The 22,234-nt window shown below is 70.0% G+C and carries 20 protein-coding genes; 8 read left to right on the top strand and 12 right to left on the bottom strand.

Annotated elements, in window-relative coordinates; translation table 11 throughout:
• Positions 1 to 332: 332 nt before the first annotated feature.
• From leuB to ubiB, 3 genes are all read left to right on the top strand, one after another.
• Entirely contained in the window at positions 333 to 1,442 is a 1,110-nt protein-coding gene (gene leuB, locus ACYQPG_RS11610) for a 3-isopropylmalate dehydrogenase (RefSeq protein ID WP_461230986.1), read from the top strand.
• An 86-nt stretch (positions 1,443 to 1,528) separates the two neighbouring features.
• On the top strand, positions 1,529 to 2,311 hold the full coding sequence (gene ubiE / locus ACYQPG_RS11605) for a bifunctional demethylmenaquinone methyltransferase/2-methoxy-6-polyprenyl-1,4-benzoquinol methylase UbiE (protein ID WP_147853575.1): 783 nt from the start codon (positions 1,529 to 1,531) through the stop codon (positions 2,309 to 2,311).
• A gap of 67 nt (positions 2,312 to 2,378) precedes the next feature.
• Positions 2,379 to 3,941: a 2-polyprenylphenol 6-hydroxylase gene (gene ubiB / locus ACYQPG_RS11600; protein WP_461230985.1), complete on the top strand. Its 1,563-nt coding sequence runs from the start codon at positions 2,379 to 2,381 to the stop codon at positions 3,939 to 3,941.
• Positions 3,942 to 3,999: 58 nt separating this feature from the next.
• Here ubiB and ACYQPG_RS11595 read toward each other — a convergent pair whose 3' ends face one another.
• Both ACYQPG_RS11595 and zapE read right to left on the bottom strand, forming a co-directional pair.
• Entirely contained in the window at positions 4,000 to 6,954 is a 2,955-nt protein-coding gene (locus ACYQPG_RS11595) for a response regulator (protein WP_147937723.1), read from the bottom strand.
• Entirely contained in the window at positions 6,951 to 8,165 is a 1,215-nt protein-coding gene (zapE, locus tag ACYQPG_RS11590) for a cell division protein ZapE (protein ID WP_461232458.1), read from the bottom strand. Before zapE ends, ACYQPG_RS11595 begins: the two co-directional genes overlap by 4 nt.
• A 327-nt stretch (positions 8,166 to 8,492) precedes the next feature.
• On the opposite strand from zapE, the gene ACYQPG_RS11585 reads away from it, so the two are divergent.
• Positions 8,493 to 9,086, top strand: coding sequence for a GNAT family N-acetyltransferase (locus tag ACYQPG_RS11585; RefSeq protein WP_461230984.1), 594 nt, complete (start codon positions 8,493 to 8,495; stop codon positions 9,084 to 9,086).
• A 6-nt stretch (positions 9,087 to 9,092) separates the two neighbouring features.
• Here the strand turns inward: ACYQPG_RS11585 and ACYQPG_RS11580 are convergent, their stop codons facing one another.
• Both ACYQPG_RS11580 and ACYQPG_RS11575 read right to left on the bottom strand, forming a co-directional pair.
• Positions 9,093 to 9,854, bottom strand: a complete 762-nt coding sequence (locus ACYQPG_RS11580) for a ComF family protein (RefSeq protein ID WP_461230983.1) — start codon at positions 9,852 to 9,854, stop codon at positions 9,093 to 9,095.
• Between the two features lie 18 nt (positions 9,855 to 9,872).
• The gene (locus tag ACYQPG_RS11575) at positions 9,873 to 10,118 is read right to left on the bottom strand and encodes a hypothetical protein (RefSeq protein ID WP_419829461.1); all 246 of its coding nucleotides are present in this window, start codon (positions 10,116 to 10,118) and stop codon (positions 9,873 to 9,875) included.
• Positions 10,119 to 10,299: 181 nt separating this feature from the next.
• Between ACYQPG_RS11575 and ACYQPG_RS11570 the strand changes: the two genes are divergently transcribed.
• Together ACYQPG_RS11570 and ACYQPG_RS11565 are read left to right on the top strand one after the other, a co-directional pair.
• Positions 10,300 to 11,193 (top strand): methyltransferase domain-containing protein, encoded by an 894-nt coding sequence (locus ACYQPG_RS11570; RefSeq protein WP_419829460.1) that lies wholly within the window; start codon positions 10,300 to 10,302, stop codon positions 11,191 to 11,193.
• Positions 11,190 to 11,558, top strand: coding sequence for a DUF427 domain-containing protein (locus ACYQPG_RS11565; protein ID WP_461230982.1), 369 nt, complete (start codon positions 11,190 to 11,192; stop codon positions 11,556 to 11,558). Before ACYQPG_RS11570 ends, ACYQPG_RS11565 begins: the two co-directional genes overlap by 4 nt.
• A gap of 110 nt (positions 11,559 to 11,668) precedes the next feature.
• On the opposite strand, the gene ACYQPG_RS11560 is transcribed toward ACYQPG_RS11565, so the two are convergent.
• From ACYQPG_RS11560 to fabA, 5 genes are all read right to left on the bottom strand, one after another.
• Positions 11,669 to 13,198, bottom strand: a complete 1,530-nt coding sequence (locus tag ACYQPG_RS11560) for a DUF6880 family protein (RefSeq protein WP_461230981.1) — start codon at positions 13,196 to 13,198, stop codon at positions 11,669 to 11,671.
• Between the two features lie 29 nt (positions 13,199 to 13,227).
• The gene (locus tag ACYQPG_RS11555) at positions 13,228 to 13,467 is read right to left on the bottom strand and encodes a DUF2188 domain-containing protein (RefSeq protein WP_461230980.1); all 240 of its coding nucleotides are present in this window, start codon (positions 13,465 to 13,467) and stop codon (positions 13,228 to 13,230) included.
• A 375-nt stretch (positions 13,468 to 13,842) separates the two neighbouring features.
• Positions 13,843 to 14,673: an enoyl-ACP reductase FabI gene (gene fabI / locus ACYQPG_RS11550; protein ID WP_147906123.1), complete on the bottom strand. Its 831-nt coding sequence runs from the start codon at positions 14,671 to 14,673 to the stop codon at positions 13,843 to 13,845.
• A 371-nt stretch (positions 14,674 to 15,044) separates the two neighbouring features.
• Positions 15,045 to 16,271, bottom strand: coding sequence for a beta-ketoacyl-ACP synthase I (gene fabB, locus ACYQPG_RS11545; protein WP_461230979.1), 1,227 nt, complete (start codon positions 16,269 to 16,271; stop codon positions 15,045 to 15,047).
• Between the two features lie 142 nt (positions 16,272 to 16,413).
• On the bottom strand, positions 16,414 to 16,950 hold the full coding sequence (gene fabA / locus ACYQPG_RS11540) for a 3-hydroxyacyl-[acyl-carrier-protein] dehydratase FabA (RefSeq protein WP_461230978.1): 537 nt from the start codon (positions 16,948 to 16,950) through the stop codon (positions 16,414 to 16,416).
• Positions 16,951 to 17,173: 223 nt separating this feature from the next.
• Between fabA and irr the strand changes: the two genes are divergently transcribed.
• On the top strand, positions 17,174 to 17,689 hold the full coding sequence (gene irr / locus ACYQPG_RS11535) for a Fur family transcriptional regulator Irr (RefSeq protein WP_147854769.1): 516 nt from the start codon (positions 17,174 to 17,176) through the stop codon (positions 17,687 to 17,689).
• Positions 17,690 to 18,205: 516 nt separating this feature from the next.
• Here irr and ACYQPG_RS11530 read toward each other — a convergent pair.
• The gene (locus ACYQPG_RS11530; RefSeq protein ID WP_461230977.1) at positions 18,206 to 18,769 is read right to left on the bottom strand and encodes an SH3 domain-containing protein; all 564 of its coding nucleotides are present in this window, start codon (positions 18,767 to 18,769) and stop codon (positions 18,206 to 18,208) included.
• Positions 18,770 to 19,127: 358 nt separating this feature from the next.
• On the opposite strand from ACYQPG_RS11530, the gene ACYQPG_RS11525 reads away from it, so the two are divergent.
• Complete coding sequence (locus ACYQPG_RS11525; protein WP_147906128.1) at positions 19,128 to 20,126, top strand: 2-hydroxyacid dehydrogenase; 999 nt, start codon at positions 19,128 to 19,130, stop codon at positions 20,124 to 20,126.
• Positions 20,127 to 20,141: 15 nt separating this feature from the next.
• Here the strand turns inward: ACYQPG_RS11525 and ACYQPG_RS11520 are convergent, their stop codons facing one another.
• Both ACYQPG_RS11520 and ACYQPG_RS11515 read right to left on the bottom strand, forming a co-directional pair.
• Entirely contained in the window at positions 20,142 to 20,768 is a 627-nt protein-coding gene (locus ACYQPG_RS11520) for a cyclic nucleotide-binding domain-containing protein (protein WP_147906129.1), read from the bottom strand.
• Between the two features lie 90 nt (positions 20,769 to 20,858).
• On the bottom strand, positions 20,859 to 22,196 hold the full coding sequence (locus tag ACYQPG_RS11515) for a flavin monoamine oxidase family protein (RefSeq protein WP_461232457.1): 1,338 nt from the start codon (positions 22,194 to 22,196) through the stop codon (positions 20,859 to 20,861).
• Positions 22,197 to 22,234 lie beyond the last annotated feature (38 nt).

Genomic DNA, 22,234 nt, shown 5'->3' with positions numbered 1-22,234 from the left:
CCGAAAATCCCCTGAAGGCCCAGGCGCGCGCGCCCGGACGGCCCTCAGGGGCGGGTAAGCAGAAGCGGAAGACGAAGCCGGGCACCAGGCGCGCGCAACCGCAACGCCGACGAAGCGGCGTGGGCGGTCTCGGACGCTGAGCCGGCTCTGGCCAAGGCTCGTCTCTCCCGGGTGAGTCGCGGACGGCGTGAAGCGGCATCCGCGCGAAGGGCCGCAGAGGTAGCCCCCGCGTGCCGGAAACACAAGGGCCGCCCTTGCCCGCCGCCTTGCCAAGCGCGGTCCGCCCTGGATAAAGCCCGCCGGCACGTCGAGAGAGAACCCGCGAGACCGCCATGGCCAGCTACAAGCTCCTGCTCCTGCCCGGCGACGGGATCGGCCCGGAGGTCGCGGCCGGCATGCAGGTCGTGCTCGGCGCCCTGAAGGAGACCGGCCTCGCCACGTTCGAGACCGAGACCGATCTCGTCGGCGGTTGCGCCCTCGATGCCCACGGCAGCCCGCTCTCGGACGAGACGCTGGCGCGCGCCAGGGCGGCGGACGCGATCCTGCTCGGTGCGGTCGGCGGTCCGAAATGGGCGGGCGTGTCCTACGAGAATCGTCCCGAGGCCGGCCTGCTGCGGCTGCGCAAGGATCTGGAGCTGTTCGCCAACCTGCGGCCGGCGATCTGCTACCCGGCGCTCGCCGATGCCTCCGCGCTCAAGCGCGAGCTGGTCGAGGGCCTCGACATCATGATCGTCCGCGAGCTGACCGGCGGCGTCTATTTCGGGGAGCCCAAGGAGATCACCATCCTGGAGGACGGCTCGAAGCGGGCGGTCGACACCCAGGTCTACACGACGGGCGAGATCGAGCGGATCGCCAAGGTCGCCTTCGATCTGGCGGGCAAGCGTTCCGGCCGGGTGGCCTCGGCCGAGAAGCACAACGTCATGAAGTCCGGCGTTCTCTGGAAGGAGGTCGTCACCAAGGTTCATGCCGAGCACTACGCCGACATCGAGCTGGAGCACATCCTGGCCGACAACTGCGCCATGCAGCTGGTACGCAGGCCGAAGCAGTTCGACGTGCTCGTGACCGACAACCTGTTCGGCGACGTGTTGTCCGACCTCGCCGCGATGCTCACCGGCTCGCTGGGCATGCTGCCCTCGGCGTCGCTGGGCGCGGTGGATGAAAGCGGCGTGCGCCGGGCGCTCTACGAGCCGTGCCACGGCTCGGCACCGGACATCGCCGGGCAGGACAAGGCGAACCCGATCGCCATGATCGGCTCGCTGACCATGTGCCTGCGCTACTCGTTCGGCCTCGGCGAGGCCGCGGACGCGCTGGACGGCGCCGTCATGGACGCGTTGGCCGGGGGGGGCCGTACCGCCGATATCGCCGGCGAGGGCACCAACGCGATAGGCACACGCGCCATGGCGAACGCCGTGGCGGACGCCCTGCGTGCCCGCGTCGGCTGAGGATCTGGCTCCGTCCGCGTCATAGGACGCATGGCGGATGGGCGCGGCCTTCGCTAAGACGCGCGGACGTGAGGAACGGGAGCGTCATGAAGGCCGGGGACGGGGCGACGGAGCGCGAAGGCGCAGATTTCGGTTTCGAGCGCGTGTCGCTCGACGAGAAGCAGGGGCGCGTCGACAGCGTCTTTCACTCGGTCGCCCGCCGCTACGACGTCATGAACGACCTGATGTCGGCGGGCCTGCACCGGGCCTGGAAGGCGCAGCTCGTGTCGATGCTGCGGCCGCCGCAGGGCCGGCCGTTCGCGCATCTCGACGTCGCCGGCGGCACCGGTGACGTCGCGTTCCGGGTCCTGGCCGCGGGCGGGCCGAAGACGCGGGTCACGGTGCTCGACATCAACGAATCGATGCTGCGCGTCGGCGCCGAGCGGGCCCGGGAGAAGGTCGAGGGCGCGGGCGACCGGATCGCCTTCGTCACCGGCAACGCCGAGACGCTGCCGCTGCCGGACGCCGCCTTCGACGCTTACACGATCGCGTTCGGCATCCGGAACGTGCCGCGGATCGAGACTGCCCTCGCCGAGGCGCGCCGCGTGTTGAAGCCCGGCGGCCGGTTCCTGTGCCTCGAATTCTCCGCCGTCGACATCCCGCTGCTCGACAGGATCTACGACGCCTATTCCTTTCACGTGATCCCGCGGATCGGTGCCCGGGTCGCCGGCGATGCCGAATCCTACCGGTACCTGGTCGAATCGATCCGGAAGTTCCCGAGCCGGGGTGCGTTCAGCGGCATGATCGAGCGCGCCGGCTTCCGCCACGTCACGGACCGGCCGCTCTCGGGCGGGATCGTGGCGATCCATTCCGGCTGGAAGGTCTCCTGATCTTGGCCGTCGAGCGCGATCTGATTCCCACCCCTGCATTGGGGGGCGGGAAGGTCTCGGTGCGTCCATGATCGGCGCCGCGATCAACCTGTTCCGCGGTGCCCGGGTCGGTTTCGTCCTGGCCCGGGAGGGGGCGCTCGCCCTCGCCGACCCGTCCGAACTGCCGGCCCACCTGCGCTTCGCCCTGAAGCTCGGACGGTCCCTGGAGCGCCGGGGTCTGGATGACGGCGCCGCCGGCCTGTCGTCGGCCCTGACACGGCTCGGTCCGTCCTACGTGAAGTTCGGCCAGTTCCTGGCGACCCGCCCCGATATCGTCGGCATGCAGGCGGCCTCGGACTTGGAACGCTTGCAGGACCGGGTACCGCCGTTCCCCCAGGCGACCGCCCTGAAGGTGGTCGAGATGGCGTTGGGCAAGCCGGTTCACGCGCTGTTCGTGTCGTTCAGCGAGCCGATCGCCGCCGCCTCGATCGCGCAGGTCCACAAGGCCGTCGTGCAGGATGCCGACGGCACGCAGCGGGCGCTAGCCGTGAAGGTGATGCGCCCGGGCGTGCGCGAGCGCTTCATGCGCGACCTCGAAGTCATGCGGTTCATGGCCCGGGTGGTGCACGCCCTCTCTCCGCAGGCCGAGCGGCTGCGCCCGCGCGAGGTGGTCGAGATCCTCGCCCGCTCGGTGCTGATGGAGATGGATTTCCGCCTGGAGGCGGCCGCCGCCTCGGAGATCGCGGAGAATACCCGGGACGACCTCGATTTTCGGGTGCCCAAGCCCGAATGGGAGCTGACCGCCCGGGAGGTGCTGTCGGCCGAGTGGATCGAGGGCGTGCGCCTGCACAGCGCGGCCGATCTCGTCGCGGCCGGCCACGATCCGCAGGCGATCGGGCGCACGGTGATCCAGAGTTTTCTGCGCCAGGCGATTCGCGACGGCTTCTTCCACGCCGACATGCACCAGGGAAATTTGCTGGTCGACGCCGAGGGCCGGCTGGTGGCGGTGGATTTCGGCATCATGGGCCGGCTCGGCCTGAACGAGCGGCGGTTCCTGGCCGAGATCCTGCTGGGATTCATCCTGCGTGATTACCGCCGGGTGGCGAAGGTACATTTCGAGGCCGGCTACGTGCCGGCGCATCATTCCGTCGAGGATTTCGCGCAGGCGATCCGGGCGATCGGCGAGCCGATCCACCAGCGCCGGGCCGACGAGATCTCGATGGCCAAGGTGCTGACCCTGCTGTTCGACATCACCGCCCTGTTCGACATGAGCACCCGCACCGAACTGGTGATGCTCCAGAAGACCATGGTGGTTGTCGAGGGCGTGGCCCGCTCCCTGGATCCGCGCCTCGACATGTGGACCACGGCCGAGCCGGTGGTGCGCAGCTGGATCGCCAAGAATGCAGGCCCGCTCGGGCGTGCTCAGAGCGGCTTCGAAGCCCTGCGTGTGCTCTCCGACGTGGTCGGCGACATCCCTGACCTCGCGACGCGGCTCAAGCGCGTGCTGATCCGCCTCGACGAGAGCGGGACGGGCGACGCCCAGCGCCTGGAGCGCTTCGCCCGCAACGAGCGCCGACGTGCGATCTGGTCGACGCTCGCCCTGTGGGGCATCGCGGTAGGGGCGCTGGTGATGGCGTTCCGGGGCTTCTGATCAGAAGGGAGACCGACAATCCCAACCGCACATCGTCCTGCTCGGGACGATGTGCGGGTCAGGCGACCTCGGTGTGCCCCGGCATCAGTGCCCGCAACTCGCGGGCGAGCTCGCTCAGTCCGGTCGTTCCCTTCGCGAGCACGCGGTCGGCCTGGCCGGCGAGGCGGCGGCGGTCTTCGGCGGTGATGTCCTTGGCGGTGAGGACGACCACGGGGATGTCGCGCCAGTCGGCCCGGGCGCGCATGGCCCGCAGGAAACCGAAGCCGTCCATCTCCGGCATCATCAGGTCGAGCAGCACCAGGCAGGGGCGCTCCGCCTCTAAGGTGTCTAGAGCGCGCAGGCCGTTCTCGGCCTCGACCACGGGAAAGCCCTCGCGGCCGAGATAGGCGCAGAGATGGGCACGCACGTCCGCCTCGTCCTCGACCACCAGGATCGGGCCGTCCACGGTCACCGGCCGGAAGCGGTCGATGACCTGCCGCAGGCTGCCCCAGTCGATCGGCTTCTGAAGATAGTCGGTGGCGCCGAGCGAGAAGGCGAGGTTCTGCTCGTCCAGTACCGTGACCATCACGATCGGCGTCGCGCCGATCTCGGGATCCGCCCGTAGGGCCCGTAGCACCGCCCAGCCGTCCATCTGCGGCATGGTCACGTCGAGTAGCACCGCCCGGGGGCGCAGGGCGCGGGCGCGTTCGAGGCCCCGGCGCCCGTCCTCCGCCACAGCCACGGAAAACCCCTCGCGCTCCAGGAAGCGGGCGAGCAGGTCGCGGGTCGCGGCATCGTCGTCCACCACCAGAATGGTCCGGCGGTCGCCGACGCCTGCGCCGGCCGCGTTCGCATGTTCGGCCTCCGGGCCCTGGAACTGCGCCGGCAGGGTCAGCGTGAAGACGGTGCCCTCCCCTTCCCGGCTCTCCACCACGATGGCGCCGCCGAGCATTTCCGAGAAAGCCCGGGTGATCGACAATCCGAGGCCGGTACCGCCGAAGCGGCGGGTGGTCGAGGCGTCGGCCTGGGTGAAGCGCTCGAACAGGCGCCCGACCTGCTCCGCGCTCATGCCGATGCCGGTATCCGCGATCGTGAAGCGGAGGGCCTCCGTGGTGCGGGCGACCCCGAGCGTGATCCGGCCGTTCTCGGTGAACTTCGCGGCGTTGCTGAGGAGGTTGATCAGGCACTGGCGCAGCTTGGTCACGTCGGTGTGCGCCGTGCCGACATCCGCCGCCAGGTCAAGCGTGAGCGTGTTGCCCTTCTTGGCGATCAGCCCCTCGACGGTGGCGGCGACGTCGTGGACCACCTCGGCGACGTCGAAATCCTCCGCGTAGATCTCCACCCGGTCGGCCTCGATCTTGGAGATGTCGAGCACGTCGTTGATCAGGCCGAGCAGGTGCCGGGCGTTGGATTCGATCTTCTTCATGTCGGCGATCAGGGCGGCCTCGCCCAGATCTTCGAGCTCCTCCTGGACCATCTCGGAATAGCCGATCACCGCCGAGAGCGGCGTGCGCAGCTCGTGGCTCATGTTGGCCAGGAACTGGCTCTTGGCTTCGTTGGCGGCTTCGGCCGCAGCCCGCGCCGCCTCGATGGCGGCCTCCGCTTCCTTGCGCTCGGTGATGTCGGTGTGGGTGCCGACCCATTCCCGCAGCGTGCCGTCCGCTTCGAGGATCGGCACGGCGCGCACGCTCATGTGCCGGTATGCGCCCGAGCGTGCGCGCATCCGGTGCTCGGTGGCGTAGGGCTGCAGGGTGGTCACCGCGCGGGACCAGTCGGCCTGGGTGTGGGCGCGGTCGTCGGGATGAATCACGTCGAGGAAGCCGAGGCCGGCATAGGCGGTCTCGTCCTGGCCGGTGAAGCGGCTCCAGGCGATCTGGCGCCGGTGCAGGCTGCCCTCCGGGTTCGCGGTCCACACGATCGCCGCGCTGGCCTCGATCAGCGAGCGGAAGCGCTCTTCGCTGCGCTTCGTCCGCACCTCCGCGAGGTGGCGGATCGTGTCGTCGACCACGACCAAGCCCACGCCCTCGACGTCCTGCCCGCTATCGGGCCCGGTCGCCTCGCCGCGCAGGGGGTAGAAGCTCATCGAGAACTGACGGACGCCCCCGGGCGCCGAGGGTGTCGGGATCGCCACCGGCACGTTGGGCGAGACCAGGCCCTCTTTGAGCGCCGCCGCGAGCTTGGGCGCCAGCGCCTCCTGCAGCGTCGGCAGCATCGCCCAGATCGGCGCCCCGAGATCGGCCCCGAAGCCGCGCTCGCTCATGGTGGCGAGCGCCCGGTTCATGTGACGGATCTTCAGGTCGCGGTCGAGGAATCCGAGGCCCACGGGGGCGTTGGCCAGCACCCCATCGAGCAGCCGCGACATGCGCAACGATTCCTGCCGCCGCACCAGGGCGAGGCGGGCGAGCAACACGATCGCGCCGAGCGCGGCCGCCCCCGAAAGCAGGAACAGGATCAGTCCGCGCCAGCGCTCCCGGGTCTGCACCTCGTCGAGGTGCTGGGCCGTGATCGCCTGGCGGGACGTCGCCTCCGCGCGGATCGCGTCCATCAGCTGCTTGCCCTCGCCGGTGCGCACGAGGTCGGTGGCCGCGTCGAAGCCCCGGTCCCGGCGCGCCGCGACCACCCGGGTGGCGAAATCGCGCTTCTGAGCCACGAGCCCGGCAAGCGACGGGCCGCCGCGTCGGACCGGCTCCTGCGCGGTCGCCCCAAGGGCGGCGAGCTCGGTCTCGAGCTTGCCGAGCGCGAGGGTGTAGGGCGTCAGGTAATCCTCGCTGCCGACCAGCACGAAGCCGCGCTCGCCGGTCTCCAGGTCCTTGACCTCGGAGAGCAGGCGCTCGACCCCCGTGATCGTGGCGTTGGCCTGCGCGGTGGCGCCCCGGTCGGCCTCACCGGCGATGTAGTTGGCCGTGCCCGCCGCGAGCGCGACGACCAGCAGGACGAAGGCGGCCGGCGAGCCGAGGAGCGGCCCGAGCGGACCGGCTCCACGCCAGTTCGGCCGACGCAGGCGGAAGATCGAGCCGACTCCCGGTCGGCTCATGTCTCCACCAGCCCGGTGCTGGCACCCGAGGCCTCGGAATCGGCCCGTCCGTGCGGCAGGGCAAGGTATTCCCGCGAGCGCATCTCGATCAGCCGGGAGACGGTTCGGTCGAACTCGAACGCCTCGCGCCCGGTCTCCGCCGTGTAGAGGTCCTGCGCCTCGGCCGCCGCCGAGGCCACGAGCTTCACGTGCCGGTCGTAGAGGGTGTCCACAAGGGTTATGAAGCGCTTCGCCTCGTTGCGCTCGGCCTCCCCGAGCACCGGGATCCCGTCGAGGATCACCGTGTGGAAGGCCCGCGCCAGGGCCATGTAGTCGGAGGCGCCGAGCGGCTGCCGGCAGAGATCGTCGAAGCCGAAGCGCGCGACGCCGTTGGCCTCCTCGGGGATCGCGACGTCTCGACCCTGGACCTGGATCGTCGCGGTGCGGCCTCGCGCCTTGCCGGTGAGCCCCTTGAACGCGGCGTCCAGGGCTGCCCGGGCGGCCGCATCCGCCGGCACGTGATAGACGGCGGCGCCGCCGAGCTTCTCCAGCCGGAAATCGGTTCGGGAATCGAGCCGCACCACGTCCACCTGCTCTTTCAGCGTCGCTATGAATGGCAGGAACAGAGCCCGGTTGAGGCCGCCCTCGTAGAGCCGGTCGGGCTCGACGTTGGAGGTCGCCACCACGATCACGCCGCGCCGGAACAGGTGGCCGAACAGGCGCCCCAGGATCATCGCGTCGGCGATGTCGGTCACCGTGAACTCGTCGAAGCACAACAGGGTCGCCTCGTCGGCGAGCTGGTCGGCGACGGGTCCGATCGGGTCGTCGCCCTTCACGGTGCCGGCTTTCAGCGCCTGTCGGTAAGCGTGGATGCGCGCGTGCGCGTCGGCCAGGAACCCGTGGAAGTGGACCCGCCGCTTGGGTCCCGGCGCTGCCTCGTGGAACAGGTCCATCAGCATGGTCTTGCCGCGGCCCACTGAGCCCCAGATGTAGAGCCCCTTGGGAGCGGGAGCCTCGTCCTTGCGCCGGAATAGCCAGCCCAGCGCGCTGGTCTTGTTGGCGCGCTTGCGGCGTCCGAGATCCTGGATCAGCCGGTCGAGGGCGCGCACCAGTTGCGCCTGGGCGGGATCCCGCTCGATGGCGCCGGTGCCGACCAGCGCCTCGTAGCGGTCATGGACCGGGCCGGGCGACACGGCGCTGGCCCGCGCCTCCGCGGATGGCGCGTGTTGCATCCCGGATTGCTCGCTCACGCCACCGGTCCCCTGAAACACGATACGGCGCCGGACCCGGCACCCCCCGCCCCCGGTCGACCGTTCCCGCCGGGGCCGCATCCCTGTGCCGCGCAAGCTCGACGCGAATCAAGCCCGCGCACCGAGGCAACCTGGAACACGGCGCAGCGAACCGTTCCAGAAAGCCGGCGCATGGCAGGCCTCCCGTGACCGGGCTCAGTCATATTGCTGCATTGCACAACAAGCTCGGGGATGCGAGATCAGCCTCGTCCTTCGGGAGGAACGTCCGGACCAACTTGCGCGACAACGCGCAGAGACCGGAGACCCACCATGGCCGTTCGACACCTCGCCGTGTCGGCCCACACGGTCCGGCGCCTTTGGCCGGCCGACCGCGTTGCGGTCCTCGACTACTTCCTGCGGCTCGATCCCGAGGCACGCGCGAATCGCTTCATGGGCAATGTCAGTGAGGGCGGCGTGCGGGCCTATGCCGCGCAGGCACTCACCGCCGACGGCGTGATGTACGGCGCCTTCGTGAGTGGAGAACTGCGCGGCCTGGCCGAGCTACGGCCGATGGCCCTCGGAGCGTCGCCCTACGGTCTTGGCCCACGGGCGGAGGCGGCCTTCGCGGTGGAGCGCGCCTACCGCCGTCAGGGTATCGGCGCGTCCCTGTTCGCCCGGATCGCCCGCGCCGCCCGCCATCGCGGCGTGGCCGACCTGCACGTGCGCTGCCTGTCCGGGAACGGACCGATGCTGCGGCTGGCGGCCAAGCAGGGCGCGGCGCTGCAGCGTGCCGGCACCGAGACGGAGGGCGCGCTTCATCTCCCCCGGCCGACGCCGTTCTCGCTCTGGCACGAGAGCATCGCGGAGGCGTTCGACTTCACTCTGGCGGTGAGCTTTCCGCATCGCGAGCGGGCGACCGTCTGAACCGCCTCATCCGGCTGCGTCACCGACCAGCGCGAAGGTGAGCACGTCTACGGACGCCGCCCCGCCGCGCAGCAGGGCCCGGGACGCGGCGTTGCCGGTCGCCCCGGTGGTCATGACGTCGTCGATCAACAGGATCCTCCGGCCGCGGATGAGGTGCGCCCGGGCGGCGTCCACACGGAAGGCACCGCTCAGGTTCTCGGCGCGGGCCGGTCGGCTCAGGCCGACTTGCGAGCGGGTTGCCCGCACCCGGACCAGTGTGGATGGCTCGAACGGAAGCTCGGCGCCCCGGGCGATCACCCGACCCAGAAGGGCGGCCTGATTGAAGCGGCGGCGCCAGAGCCGCCAACGGTGCAGCGGCACAGGGACGATACAATCCGCCTCGGCGATGAGGGCCCGGCCGCTCGCAGACATCATCCGGCCCATCACGGCGGACAGGTCGAGCCGATCCTCGTATTTCAGCCGGTGGACGAGGCGGCGGGCGACATCATCATAAAGGGCGACCGCACGCGCGCGTCCGAAGACCGGTGGTTCCGCGATGGCGCGGGGGGAGAGCAGAGGCCCGACCCCGAGATCGACCGCGGACGGCGTGCCGAAGCGCGGGCACAGGGGCTCCTCTATGAGACGCAGGCCGGTCCAGCAGTCTGAACACAGGCCTCCGGGATTGGCGGTGGCGCCGCCGCAGCCGGCGCACGTCGGCGGGTAGATCAACGACAAGGCCCCGCGCGGCAAGCCACGCAGGGCCGATGCGACGGCCCGCAGGGCCGTCATCCGGGTCGCAGACGGACGCTAGCGGGCCGAGACGGGACGCGCGCCCCGCTGATCGACCTGCTGATCCATCTCCCGGGCCTTGGCGTTCGCCCGGTGGCGGCCGATGGCGCAGCCGGCGGCGGCACCCATCAGGCCGTGATGGCCGGCATAGTGGCCGGCGATGCCGCCCACGATCGCACCCTTGATGCAGCCCTTCGCCTCGGCGCCGCCCGCGGCGGTGAGGGTGGCCAGCGCCATTGCGGCTCCAACGAGCATGCGCTTCATGACCTGCACTCTATAACCAATCTCGGCCTTGCGGCCAGTCGCAGCAGGAACGGCGACCCCGCCGAGTCGTTCCGCCACGTTATCCTGCCTCACGGCTCTGTGTGTGACGGCGATCGATCGGTTTCACAGGTGACTTCGAGGGTGCTGGCAGGATGCGTTCGAAAGCGCCATCTGCACCGTCATGGATTCCCCGGCCGCCCTGTTCGACACCGTCCTCGCCCGCGCACGCCTCGCCCGTGCCGAACGGAACGGCTATGCCGGATTCCTGCTCGACCGCGTCGTCGAAGACATGGACGACCGCCTTGGGGCGGTGCTGCGCAATTTCGCGACGGTGCTCGACCTCGCGACGCCGGGTGCAGGCGCGAGGCCGGTATTGGCCGCACGCTACCCTGACGCCATGCATCTTCGCTTGGCTGCCCTGCCCAAACCCCGCGGGCCGAACCTGATCGTCGGCGATCCGGAATTGCTGCCCCTGGCGGCCGGAAGCCTCGACCTCGCGGTCTCGCTGCTAGCGCTCCAGGCCGTCAATGACCTGCCCGGCACGCTGATTCAGCTGCGCCGGGCGCTGCGGCCGGACGGCCTGTTCCTTGGTTGCCTGCTGGGCGGTGCCACCCTGACCGAGCTGCGTCAGAGCTTCGCCCAAGCCGAAAGCGAGATCGAGGGTGGGATCAGTCCGCGGGTGGCGCCGTTCGCGGCGGTTCGCGAGGCCGGCGCCCTGCTGCAGCGGGCGGGCTTCGCCCTGCCGGTGGCCGACACCGACACCCTGACGGTGCGCTACGCCGACCCGTTCGGGCTGATGCGGGACCTGCGGGCGATGGGCATGACCAACGTGCTCACCGAGCGACGGCGTACGCCCCTGCGCCGGGCGACCTTGGTGCGTACAGCGGAGGTCTACGCCGAGCGCTTCTCCGATCCGGACGGACGGGTGCGGGCGACCTTCGAGGTGTTGTGGCTGTCGGGCTGGGTGCCGCACGAGAGCCAGCAGAAGCCACTTCGGCCCGGCACCGCCAAATCACGCTTGGCCGACGCCCTCGGTACTGTCGAACTGAAGCCCGAACCCGGGAGAACGCCGTGAAAAGCCCAAGCGCCGACCATCCGATCACGATCACGCCTGAGGCGCGCCGGGTGCGCGTTCTCGTGGCGGGCGTACCCGTCGCCGAGACGCGTCATGCCCTGCGCCTTCAGGAATCCCGCTACGAAGCCGTGTTCTACATCCCGCGGGCCGATATCCGAGCCGATCATTTCGTACCCACGGCACGGACCAGCCACTGCCCGTACAAGGGCGATGCCCGCTACTTCGACCTTCTGGTCGATGGCACGCGGCGATCCGATGCGGTGTGGAGCTATGAAACGCCCTTCCCGGCGGCGGCCGCGATCGCGGGCCACGTGGCGTTCTATCCCGATCTGGTCGATGTCATCGAGGTCTCGGACGCGCCATAGCGGGCGGCCATCCCGCTGGCGGCATCAGGGCGACACGACCGAAGGTCCTGCTCTATCGGGCTCTCTCGCGGCGAACACGCAACGCTGACGCGAACGGCAACCGGAGCCGTTCAATCCCTTAGCAAACCCCAGAAGGCGTGCTTGCGGCCGTGATCGCGTCGCACAGCCTCCCGATAGGCAGCCGGGGCCGGGCTGATCGCGCCCGTCTCCAGACGCTCGGCGAGGGTGTCGAGTTCCAGAAGGTAGCGGGCGCCGTGCGTGTACGCGGCGCTCCGGCCGGCATCGAGGATGCCGTCTAGCAGCCGCCGATACAGAATCGTGGCCGCCAGCGGATGATCCTGGACCAACGCGTCGGCGGCCGGGGCCAGAACGGGATAGTGCTCGCCCTGCCAGACCTCCCGGTTCCCCTCGACCAGCCTGGCGGCCCGCATGAGGTCCGGCCAGGTCACCAGGAAGGCGAGTGCCCGGTGCGGATTGGCGAAGGATTCCACGTGATCCAGCGCCTTGAGAAGCGCTTCCTCGTCCTCGAAATCCGGGAGCTTGGCGAGGTAGGCGCGCAGCATCGGGGCATCGAGGTCGCGCGCGAAGAGCGCCCAGCGCAGCGCCTGCGCTTCATCGCTCCGGCCCAGTGCGTCGAGGATGTCGATCTCCAGCGCCTGGCGCTCGCGCTCGGGACCGCGCGGGTCGTAGCCGGCGATCAGGTCGGCTCGCGTGACGATGCGCAAACCCTTCTCCGGCGTGCGCCGGATCCAGTCCAGGGCCTCCTCGGCGCGGCCGGCAGCGAGCAGCCGCTGCGCGATCGACACGCGGTCCTCTCGACCCGAAGCGATCTCCGTCTCAATCGCGATGAAGGCGTCGGTATCGTTGCGCCGGTCGGCGATGACCTGGCGCAGGCGCAGGATCTGGCCGCGGGCGGCGACGCGGCGGTATGCAGTCTCGTTCCGGGCTTCGCCACCCTTCGCCATCCCGAGAGCTGCCTCCGCGAGGGCGGCATCGATCTCCGAAAGGGTGTCCCTGTCGAGTGTCGGCATGATCTCGCCGAGCAGCGTGCCGAGGGGACCGAACGGGTCGGCCGTGAATGGGCCGACGAGGCTGGTCGCCAGTTGCGCGGCCGCAGCGGGCGGCAGATTGGCTGCTGTTTCGACGAAAGCTTCGCTGGCGCGCTCGTAGACGCCCTGCACCGCACCGGTGCTGTCGTCGACCCGGTTCAGCACCGCGTCGGCGCCGTCCAGGAACCGCCGGAGCCGCTCCAGGGCGGCGCTGGCATCGAGGGGGCGCAACTCGTCGACGATGACCGTTACGGTGGCGTTGAGATCGGCCGCGAAGGCCCTGCGCTTCTGCCAGTCGATGTAGCCCTGCGCAGATTCCAGCGCAGCCAGGCGCCGGTCGATCATCGCCGCCACGGCGTCCGGCCCCTGCAGAGCGGCGAGCGCTGCGGTGACCAGCTTCTTGAAGGTGGAGTTGCGCGCGGTCTCGCCCAGGATCAGGCCGATCAGACGGTCGGGCCCCAGGGCCGCCAGCGTCTCGGGCGACGGGGTCGTGCGGCGGGCGCCCTTGGGGCGCGCCGCCTTCGGAGAGGCCTCCGGCTTCGACAGGGCCTGACGCCCCGCCCCTCGGGTCATGGCCTTCGCGCGTGCCATGGCACCACCCGCCGATCCGCCGGATCGGCCTAATCGACCACCTTGGCGCGGGGGCGGTCGCTCCCCTGCGCCGTCTCGTCGTGCCAGCTGCCGGCCCGGTCCTGGTAACGGATACCCTCGGTCGAACCGGGGACCTGCTGCTCGGCGGCGGCAGCCTGGGCAGCCTGCAGTGCCTCCTCGCGGCTCGGGAAGGTCTCGGAGAACACGTCGCCGACCTTGTAGGCGAAGCCGCCATCGTGCTCGACGATGCGATAGGTAACCTCGGACATCTCGACTCCTGTACGCGCTGGGATTCGTTGAGCGCGAACACGTCGCGCGCCGCCGGGTTCCCGACCGGCCTCCGATCCGCCGGAAAGTGGGGCTACGGGCGACCGATGACGACGACGCTTCGACCGATCCTGGCCCTCGGCCTCCTCGTTGCTTCGACGAATGTCCACGCCGAGGAGAGCTTTTTCGACTCTCTCTTCGGCGGCTCTTCGCGGTCTGCGCCGCAGAATCCGTTCGCTTCGAACTACCCGTCGGCACCCCCGAGCCCGGACGAAGTTCGGATCGAGCGCCAGCGCCAATCGGTCCGGGGTGAGCGTTCGCGCAGCCGCGGACCGGTGCCGCCAGGGCGGGTCCCGGAGGAGTAGCCGGCTCGCGGTTCAGGCGTCGCCGACGACGCCGGCCGCGTCCTGGGCCTGGAGCACGTCGGGGCGCGGCATCGAGATGATGTTGTAGCCGGCATCGACGAAATGGACCTCGCCGGTGACTCCGCCGGAGAGCGGCGACAGCAGGTAGAGGGCGGAGCCGCCGACATCGTCGAGGCTGACGGTGCGGCGCAGCGGAGCGTGGGCCGCTTGGTGGTTGAACATCAGGCGGGCGTCGGCGATGCCGGCGCCGGCCAGTGTCCGCATCGGGCCGGCCGAGAGAGCGTTGACCCGGATTCCGTCCGGGCCGAGATCGCTCGCCAGGTAGCGCACCGAGGCCTCCAGCGCCGCCTTGGCCACGCCCATCACGTTGTAGTTCGGCATCACCCGGGTCGAGCCACCGTAGGTGAGGGTCAGCAGCGAGCCGCCGTTCGTCATGCGCTTGGCCGCGCGCTGGGCGATTTCGGTGAACGAGAAGCACGAGATCGTCAGGGTCCGGGCGAAGTTCTCGCGGGTGGTGACGTCGACGTAGCGGCCCTTGAGCTGCGCCTTGTCGGAAAAGCCGATGGCGTGGACGACGAAGTCGAGCCCACCGTCGAAGCGCTCGTCGAGGGCCGCGAAGGTCGCGTCCACCGAGGCGATGTCTTCCACGTCGCAGGGCATGACGATATCGGAATCGAGCCGCGCCGCCAGCGGTGCGACGCGCCGGCCCAGGGCGTCGCCCTGATACGTGAAGGCCAGGCGGGCGCCGTGGGCGTGGAGGGTCCGGGCGATGCCCCAGGCGATCGAGTGATCGTTGGCGACGCCCATGATCAGGCCGCGCTTGCCCGCCATCAAACCTGTCATGCCGACTCACATTCCGTACGAGCACGCCGCCACCGAGGACCGGCGACGGGTCGCGATGCCGTTGTTCGGGCCGCGACGAGGGTGCCTTAACGCGGCTTGCCGCGCGATCCAAACCGGACCGGTCTCTGCATCGGGCAAAAAAAAGCCCCGCCGGCGGGCGGGGCGTTCATCGCTGGGTGGATGAGCGGTCTAGAAATACCCGTCCGTATGCGAACGGGCTTCCTCAATCAGCGCTTGTTTGGCGTAGATTGCAGCGCAGCTTGCGAGCATCAGACCGCCCAGTGCACCGATCAGGAACGTACCCATCGTCACCACCTCATTCACCAAACCGTAAACGCCGCCCCCGTCGCGGTGGTTCCGAGAAGAGACAGTCAAGCGTCCACGTGCTTCAGGACCAGGGTGGCGTTGGTGCCGCCGAAGCCGAACGAGTTGGTCAGGACGTGGCCGAGCTTGGCGTCGTCCCGGCGCTGGCGCAGGATCGGCATGTCGGCGAAAGCCGGATCGATCGTATCGATGTGGGCGCTCTCGCAGATGAAGCCGTTCTGCATCATCAGCAAGCTGTAGATCGCCTCCTGCACGCCGGTGGCGCCCAGCGAATGACCGGTCAGCGACTTGGTCGCCGAGATCGGCGGGCAATCCTCGCCGCGGCCGAACACCTCTCGGATCGCCTCGATCTCCTTGTCGTCGCCGACCGGGGTCGAGGTCGCGTGCGGGTTGATGTAGTCGATCCGGGCACCCTTCAGACCTTCCATCGCCTGGCGCATGCAGCGCACCGCGCCCTCCCCCGAGGGGGCGACCATGTCGTGCCCGTCCGACGTGGCGCCGTAGCCGGCGACCTCGCCGTAGATCCGCGCGCCGCGGGCCTTGGCGTGCTCGAGTTCCTCGAGGACCAGCACGCCCGCGCCGCCGGCGATGACGAAGCCGTCCCGTTTAGCGTCGTAGGCGCGCGAGGCCCGGGCCGGCGTGTCGTTGTACTTCGACGACATGGCACCCATGGCGTCGAAGAGAGACGACAGCGTCCAGTCGAGATCCTCGCAGCCGCCGGCGAAAATGATGTCCTGCCGGCCACCCTGGATGATCTCGGCGGCGTTGCCGATGCAGTGGTTGGACGTCGCGCAGGCCGACGAGATCGAGTAGTTGACGCCGCGAATCTTGAACCAGGTCGCCAGCGTCGCCGAGGCGGTCGAGGACATCGCCTTCGGGACCGCGAACGGACCGATCCGCTTCGGGCCCTTGTCACGGGTGATCGCGGCGGCATCCACGATGATCCGGGTCGAGGGACCGCCGGACCCCATGATGATGCCGGTGCGCTCATGCGAGATCTCGGCCTGCTCCAGGCCGGAATCACGGATCGCCTGATCCATCGCGACGTGGTTCCAGGCGGAGCCGCCGCCGTGGAACCGCATGGCGCGCCGGTCGACCACGCCCTCGGGATCGAGGCTGGGCTTGCCGGAGACCTGGCTGCGGAAGTTGTGCTCGGCGTAGCTCGCGTCGCGCGCAATACCAGAGCGCGCCTCGCGTAAGGAGGCGAGCACCTCCTGCGTGGTGTTGCCGATGGATGAGACGATGCCCATCCCGGTGATGACGACGCGGCGCATGGTCGTGACGATTCCTCCGTCGCGGCGCCGGTCGCCCGGGCCGCGTCCCGGTCAGCTAAGGTGACGCGGACATAATCTCAACTGCCGAGGGCGCCGGGCGTTGCCGCCACGATGCGAAAGACGCCCCCGGAACGCGACTCGATCAGCTCTGGAACAGGCCGACCCGCATGTCCTGGACCTGGTAGACCCGCGCCCCGTCGGCCTCAAGCCAGCCGTCGCCGATGCCCAGCACCAGCTTGCCCTGGCGAACACGCTTGACGTCCACGTTGTAGACGACCTTCGTCATCGACGGCAGCACCTGGCCGGCGAGCTTCACCTCGCCGACCCCGAGCGCGCGGCCGCGGCCCGGAGAGCCGAGCCAGCCGAGATGGAAGCCCAGCATCTGCCACAAGGCGTCGAGCCCGAGGCAGCCCGGCATGACCGGATCGCCCTGGAAGTGGCAGGGGAAGAACCAGAGGTCGGGGCGGATGTCGAGTTCGGCGGTGACGTGGCCCTTGCCGTGGGCGCCGCCTTCATGGCCGATACTGGTGATCCGGTCGAACATCAGCATCGGCGGCAGCGGCAGCTGCGCATTCCCGGCGCCGAAGAGTTCGCCGCGCCCGCAGGCCAGTAGATCCTCGTAGGAATAGTGCGACTTGCGGCTCGCGGCCTGGGCTGGCGTCTCGGCGTCTTGCGGCATGAAGGTCGCTGTTTCCTCTGGATTGTCTTGGCGGGCAGGCACGCGATACGCGACAGGCGCCCGGTCGTTCGGCGCGCGGATTAGCACGGGGCGCAGCACCGTCAAAGCCGTCAACGCCTCCGGTGGGCGTGTGAGCCGGCTCGGGTTGCGACCGCATGTCCAGTTCCGTATAGTATGACGAATCCCATTCCTTCAGGGTCCTCGTCGAGCGTTCAGTCCCGAAATGTCCGAACTGCTGCCCCTTCAGGCGATCCTCAACGGCCGGGTCCCCGCCCCCCAGCTGGAAGCGAACGGCATGCCGCGTCGCGGCTGCCCGCTGTCCGATCTGCGCGACCGTCTGCGCCGGGCCGGCTTGCGGCCGACCCGTCAGCGTCTGTCCCTGGGCTGGCTCCTGTTCGGCCGCGGCGACCGGCACCTGACCGCCGAGATGCTGTACGACGAGGCCATGCGCGCCAAGGTGCCGGTCTCGCTGGCCACCGTCTACAACACGCTGCATCAGTTCACCGAGGCGGGGCTTCTGCGCCAACTCGCGCTCGACGGGTCGAAGGCCTATTTCGACACGAACCCGAGTGAGCATCACCACTTCTATCTCGAGGACGAGAACCAGGTGATCGACATGCCGGATTGCGGCATCACGGTCGATTCCCTCCCTGAGGCCCCCGAGGGCATGGAGATCGCCGGCGTCGAGGTGATCGTCCGCCTGCGCCGCAGCCGCCCGGCTTCCCGCCGCCAGAGCTGAGTTTTCCGGGGCGGCTTCGGCCACCTGCACCGACTTTGAGCCGCCCGATATCGGGCGGCTTTTTTATTGCGCGCCGGTTCTGGCCGAATGAGTGGCGGGTCCCCTCACCCGTGCGAGAGAGGTCTGCTCTCGCAGAGAGCCAAGTGAGGGATGCGCCCGTTCCGAAGAGACCTGTCCCCTCACCCCAACCCTCTTCCGCACGGGAGAGGGGGCACGTGACGGACTGCATGAACAGGGACTGAGAACCCGCGGCGCGTACGTGGGACGAGGCCTGCACCCCGCTTCGCGAAGGCGAGCGCCTGCCGGTCCTCAACCGACCGGCTGTCGGCCATTCTAAGCGCCGACCCTCCACCTCTGCCCCTCATCCTGGGGCCACGGAACGCAATGGAGGCCTCGAAGGCGCGCTCCAGCGATCGCGCGGGTGTTGGAGGGGTCCGTCGCGGGCGAGTCGACACGCCGCCCCCCTCGGGATGAGCGAGGGATTTGGAGAAGCCGGGTCGCCGCAACCACGAAAACCTACTCGACGACTTCGTTCGGATACACGCCCCAGAGGCGGTTCTGGCGGATGTAGCCGTCCACCTCCCGGCGGTTCGGCAGGGTCACGATCAGCCGGCACCAGCCGCTGCTGCAATTCTTCACGTTGCCGATCACGCCGGTCTGGAGCCGTGCCTCGTCCGCCGCGCCCTCGTCCGCCTTCGCGCGCAGTGAGATCGCAGCCTTCTCGGCGCCCTTGTCCGGGCCGGCATTGACGATCGCGGTCCGGCGCCCCGAGAGCAGCGAGTGCAGCACCCAGCCCTCCGTGCCCTCCGAATCACGGATCCGCCGCCAGGTCTCGAACTCGCCGACGATCTCCACCGGCAGGCCGGCCCGCTGGAACACCCACAGGGTGCGGTGATCCTTGGAGGGACCCTCGCGCAGGTTGACGCGATCGGTCTTGAGGCTGGCGTAGCGCGGCAGCGGCAGCTTGGTCACGGGGCCGACGCCGGTCTCGGGCGTGGCGACCGGCGGGGCCGCGGCCGCCGGGGCGAGGCCGGCCAGCAGCAGCGCTGCGACGGCGAAGCTCAGGCGTGACACGCGCATGGTCTTCTTCCTTTCCCGGGTGCAGGTGCCGCACGGAGCCGCCTCGGGCCGATCCGCACGGTCGGTTGATTTTGCATCCCGCGAACCGGCAAGATCCCCCGTACGGGCCAGGTCTCCTGAACGGGCACGGGATGTCGACAGGACGGCCCGTCGATGCGCGGATCCCGCCGGCATCCGATTGTGTTCCGGCCCACCTCTGGTAGAGAGGCCGATGGGTCGGAACAGGCTCCGGGACCGGTGCCTCGCACCTGACCTGTCTGGCCGAGTTCGGTTAACGGACGCTTGCCGCGGATGGTCCGGAACGGGGCCGCCGGGCGGGGATCGCCAACACGGCCGCGAGGCTGACGGGGAGAGAGACGTGTCGAAGCGCAAGCCGCTGGTGGTCGTGACGCGGCGCCTGCCGGATGCCGTCGAGACGCGGATGCGCGAACTCTTCGACGTTCGCCTCAGTCACGACGATGCCGCGATGCCGGCCGACGCCCTCGCGGCGGCGCTGCGCGAGGCCGACGTCCTGGTCCCGACCGTCACCGACGAGATCGATGCCGGGTTGCTGGCCCAGGCCGGCCCCAACCTGCGGTTGATCGCCAATTTTGGCAACGGCGTCGATCACATCGACGTGGCCGCCGCCCTGGAGCGCGGCATCACGGTCACCAACACGCCCGGCGTCCTGACCGAGGACACCGCCGACATGACCATGGCGCTGATCCTCGCGGTGGCCCGCCGGGTCACCGAGGGTGCGCGGATCATCCCGGACGACGACTGGACCACGGGCTGGTCTCCGACCTGGATGCTCGGGCGCCGCATCACCGGCAAGCGGCTCGGCATCGTCGGCATGGGCCGGATCGGCCAGGCGCTCGCCAAGCGCGCACGCGCCTTCGGCCTCCAGGTCCACTACCACAACCGCCGTCGGGTCCCGGCCGCGATCGAGAGCGCGCTCGACGCGACCTACTGGGAATCCCTCGACCAGATGCTGGCCCGGGTCGACATCGTGTCGGTGAACTGCCCGCACACCCCCGCGACCTATCACCTGCTCTCGGCCCGGCGCCTGAAGCTGCTCAAGCCCGAGGCGATCGTCGTGAACACCGCCCGCGGCGAGGTCATCGACGAGAGCGCGCTCGCGCGGCTGATCGAGGCCGGCGACGTCTCGGCGGCCGGACTCGACGTGTTCGAGCAGGAGCCGGCGGTGAGCCCGCGGCTGGTGAAGCTCGCCCGCCAGGGCAAGGTCGTGCTGCTGCCCCATATGGGTTCGGCGACCTACGAGAGCCGCACCGACATGGGCGAGAAGGTCATCATCAACATCAAGACCTTCATGGACGGCCACCGCCCGCCGGACCGCATCCTGCCGAGCATGCTCTGAGCGCAGGCGGCGACGCTACAGCGCGTCGCCGTGGGCTGCCACGGGCTGCGGGTCGTTCTGCACGCTCTGGAAAAGCCGTTCGCTGGTGAGCTTGAGGAAGTAGAATCCGAATTCCGGGTTCTGGTAGTAGAGCTGTTTCACGTCGGAATACGACACGCACAGCGCGTTGCCGGCCTCGATGCAGACCAGCGAGGCGGTGCGGGTGTTGCCGGGCGCGAGCAGGCCGAGCTCGCCGACGATCCCGCCCCTGCGCACCTCGATTCCGACCTCGGGGATCCGGAACGCGCCGCTCTCGACGTAGTACATCTCGCCGGCCGCCTCGCCCTTGCGGAACACCACCTCGCCGACCCCGAACGGGCGCTGCGACCCGAACGGACGCAGCCATTCGAGGGAGAGATTGCCGTCGGCTGCGGTCTCGACATCGCGCACCAGCCGCATCATCTGCCAGAGACGATAGGCGTTGAACGGGATCTGGATCGCCTCGGTGAGCACCACCGGCATACTGCCGATCAGGATGCCGTAGGTGATCACGGCGCAGCTGGCACAGAGCGAGATGATCCGCAGCGGGATCATGGTGCTCATCGCCGAGGCCGAGATGGTCAGCGCGGTACCGAGGTAGCCGATCGCCTCAATCCAATCCACGCGCGCCTCCACCACGTCCCGAGCTTGAGCGGGATGCCCGTCCCGCCGGGCTCCGGCAAGGCGCGCGGCCGTGGGCGGTGCGCGTGCGCCTCAGCCTGTGCCCGCGCGGATACGCTCGGCGGCGGCCGCGGCGGCGCGGGCGCCCTCCTCGTAGGCGCCGCCCACGGTGCCCCATTGCAGCCGCGACAGCGCCTCGCCGGCGAACCAGACGGTGTCGGCGAGCGGCGCGCGCAGGAAAGCGCGGGCCGGCGCGTGGCCGGGGGGCACCACCGCCCAGGAGCCGCGGGACCAGGGATCGTGCCGCCACGCGCTCACCGCCGGGATCGTCAGGTCGCGCAGCCGCCCCCGGCCGAACTGCTCGGCCAGGACCGCTCGGACATGGCGGCGCACCCCGTCCGGGCCCGAGCCAGCCGCGTCGAGTGCCTCGGCCTCGTGCACGTCGAGCTCGTAATAGTGGAACGGCGTATCGTCGATCCGGGTGAGCAGGCCGGCCGGCGCCGGTCGCGTGCCGTGGATCGCCGCCAGCCGGTCGCGGCCCCGGAACGGGCTGGACGGCCAGTGCAGCACCGCGTGCTCGTAGATCCCGGTGGAGAAGCCGTCGATCGCCGCCCGGACCGCGTTCGGCAGCGGCGGCGAGAAGGCCGGGCCGTTGCGCAGCACCATGACCGGCACCGTCACGATCACCGCCCGGGCCCGATAGGCGGTGCCGTCGGCCGTCTCCACGCGCACCGTGCTGTCCGACCAGTCGATGCGGGTCACCGGGCTCGCGAGCGCGATCGGCAGGTCGTTGGCGAGCCGGGCGATGTAGCTGCCGTAGCCCCCGGCCAGAAAAAAGTTCTCGCTGTATTCGAGGCTCGGGAAATCGTGGAGGGAGACCTCGTCGAGCGCTCGGCCCGAGACCAGCCCGTGGACCTGCGCAACGCGGTTGCCCCAGGGGCCGAGCCCCTGGGGAAGCGCGGTCTTGGCCGGGCGGTCCGGCCCCGGCTGCGCCGCGCCGCGGGTCATGGCCTGGTCCGCCCGGTCGAAGGCCCGGGCGTTGGCCCGGATCTCCTCGGGGCTGCCCCGGCGGCGGTCGACCCAGACGTGGCTCTCCTGGGGAGCCAGCTTCAGGCGCTCTCCGCGCGTCCGGCCCAACGCGACCAGCGGGTTGATCGGCCCGGCATGGAGCCAATGGGCCCCGAGGTCGAGGGCATGGCCGCGAATCGACACCGTGAAGGCCCGGCCGCCGATCCGCTCGCGGGCCTCCAGCACGGCGACACGCACGCCCTGCTCCACCAGGGTCCGTGCCGCGCCGATCCCGGCGGCACCGGCGCCGATCACCAGCACCTCCGGATCCCTGGGCAGCGGCGCCAGGCGCGGCCGGTAATCCGGCGCGCGCGGCGGATCCGCGGAGCGGACCTCAGCATGCGATGAAGTCGAGGCCTTCACCCTGGTATCCTGCACGCGCGCTCCTGTCCGCTCGCTCC

The sequence above is a fragment of the Methylobacterium sp. CM6246 genome, from assembly GCF_054818005.1.
The sequence above is the reverse complement of the archived record's forward strand: the minus strand, read 5'-3'. Positions and strand labels throughout refer to the sequence as shown.

Coding starts and splice junctions, on each gene's coding strand:
- leuB (WP_461230986.1), top strand. CDS start 333: ATGGCCAGCTACAAGCTCCTGCTCCTGCCCGGCGACGGGATCGGCCCG.
- ubiE (WP_147853575.1), top strand. CDS start 1,529: ATGAAGGCCGGGGACGGGGCGACGGAGCGCGAAGGCGCAGATTTCGGT.
- ubiB (WP_461230985.1), top strand. CDS start 2,379: ATGATCGGCGCCGCGATCAACCTGTTCCGCGGTGCCCGGGTCGGTTTC.
- ACYQPG_RS11595 (WP_147937723.1), bottom strand. CDS start 6,954: ATGAGCCGACCGGGAGTCGGCTCGATCTTCCGCCTGCGTCGGCCGAAC.
- zapE (WP_461232458.1), bottom strand. CDS start 8,165: ATGCAACACGCGCCATCCGCGGAGGCGCGGGCCAGCGCCGTGTCGCCC.
- ACYQPG_RS11585 (WP_461230984.1), top strand. CDS start 8,493: ATGGCCGTTCGACACCTCGCCGTGTCGGCCCACACGGTCCGGCGCCTT.
- ACYQPG_RS11580 (WP_461230983.1), bottom strand. CDS start 9,854: ATGACGGCCCTGCGGGCCGTCGCATCGGCCCTGCGTGGCTTGCCGCGC.
- ACYQPG_RS11575 (WP_419829461.1), bottom strand. CDS start 10,118: ATGAAGCGCATGCTCGTTGGAGCCGCAATGGCGCTGGCCACCCTCACC.
- ACYQPG_RS11570 (WP_419829460.1), top strand. CDS start 10,300: ATGGATTCCCCGGCCGCCCTGTTCGACACCGTCCTCGCCCGCGCACGC.
- ACYQPG_RS11560 (WP_461230981.1), bottom strand. CDS start 13,198: ATGGCACGCGCGAAGGCCATGACCCGAGGGGCGGGGCGTCAGGCCCTG.
- ACYQPG_RS11555 (WP_461230980.1), bottom strand. CDS start 13,467: ATGTCCGAGGTTACCTATCGCATCGTCGAGCACGATGGCGGCTTCGCC.
- fabI (WP_147906123.1), bottom strand. CDS start 14,673: ATGACAGGTTTGATGGCGGGCAAGCGCGGCCTGATCATGGGCGTCGCC.
- fabB (WP_461230979.1), bottom strand. CDS start 16,271: ATGCGCCGCGTCGTCATCACCGGGATGGGCATCGTCTCATCCATCGGC.
- fabA (WP_461230978.1), bottom strand. CDS start 16,950: ATGCCGCAAGACGCCGAGACGCCAGCCCAGGCCGCGAGCCGCAAGTCG.
- irr (WP_147854769.1), top strand. CDS start 17,174: ATGTCCGAACTGCTGCCCCTTCAGGCGATCCTCAACGGCCGGGTCCCC.
- ACYQPG_RS11530 (WP_461230977.1), bottom strand. CDS start 18,769: ATGCGCGTGTCACGCCTGAGCTTCGCCGTCGCAGCGCTGCTGCTGGCC.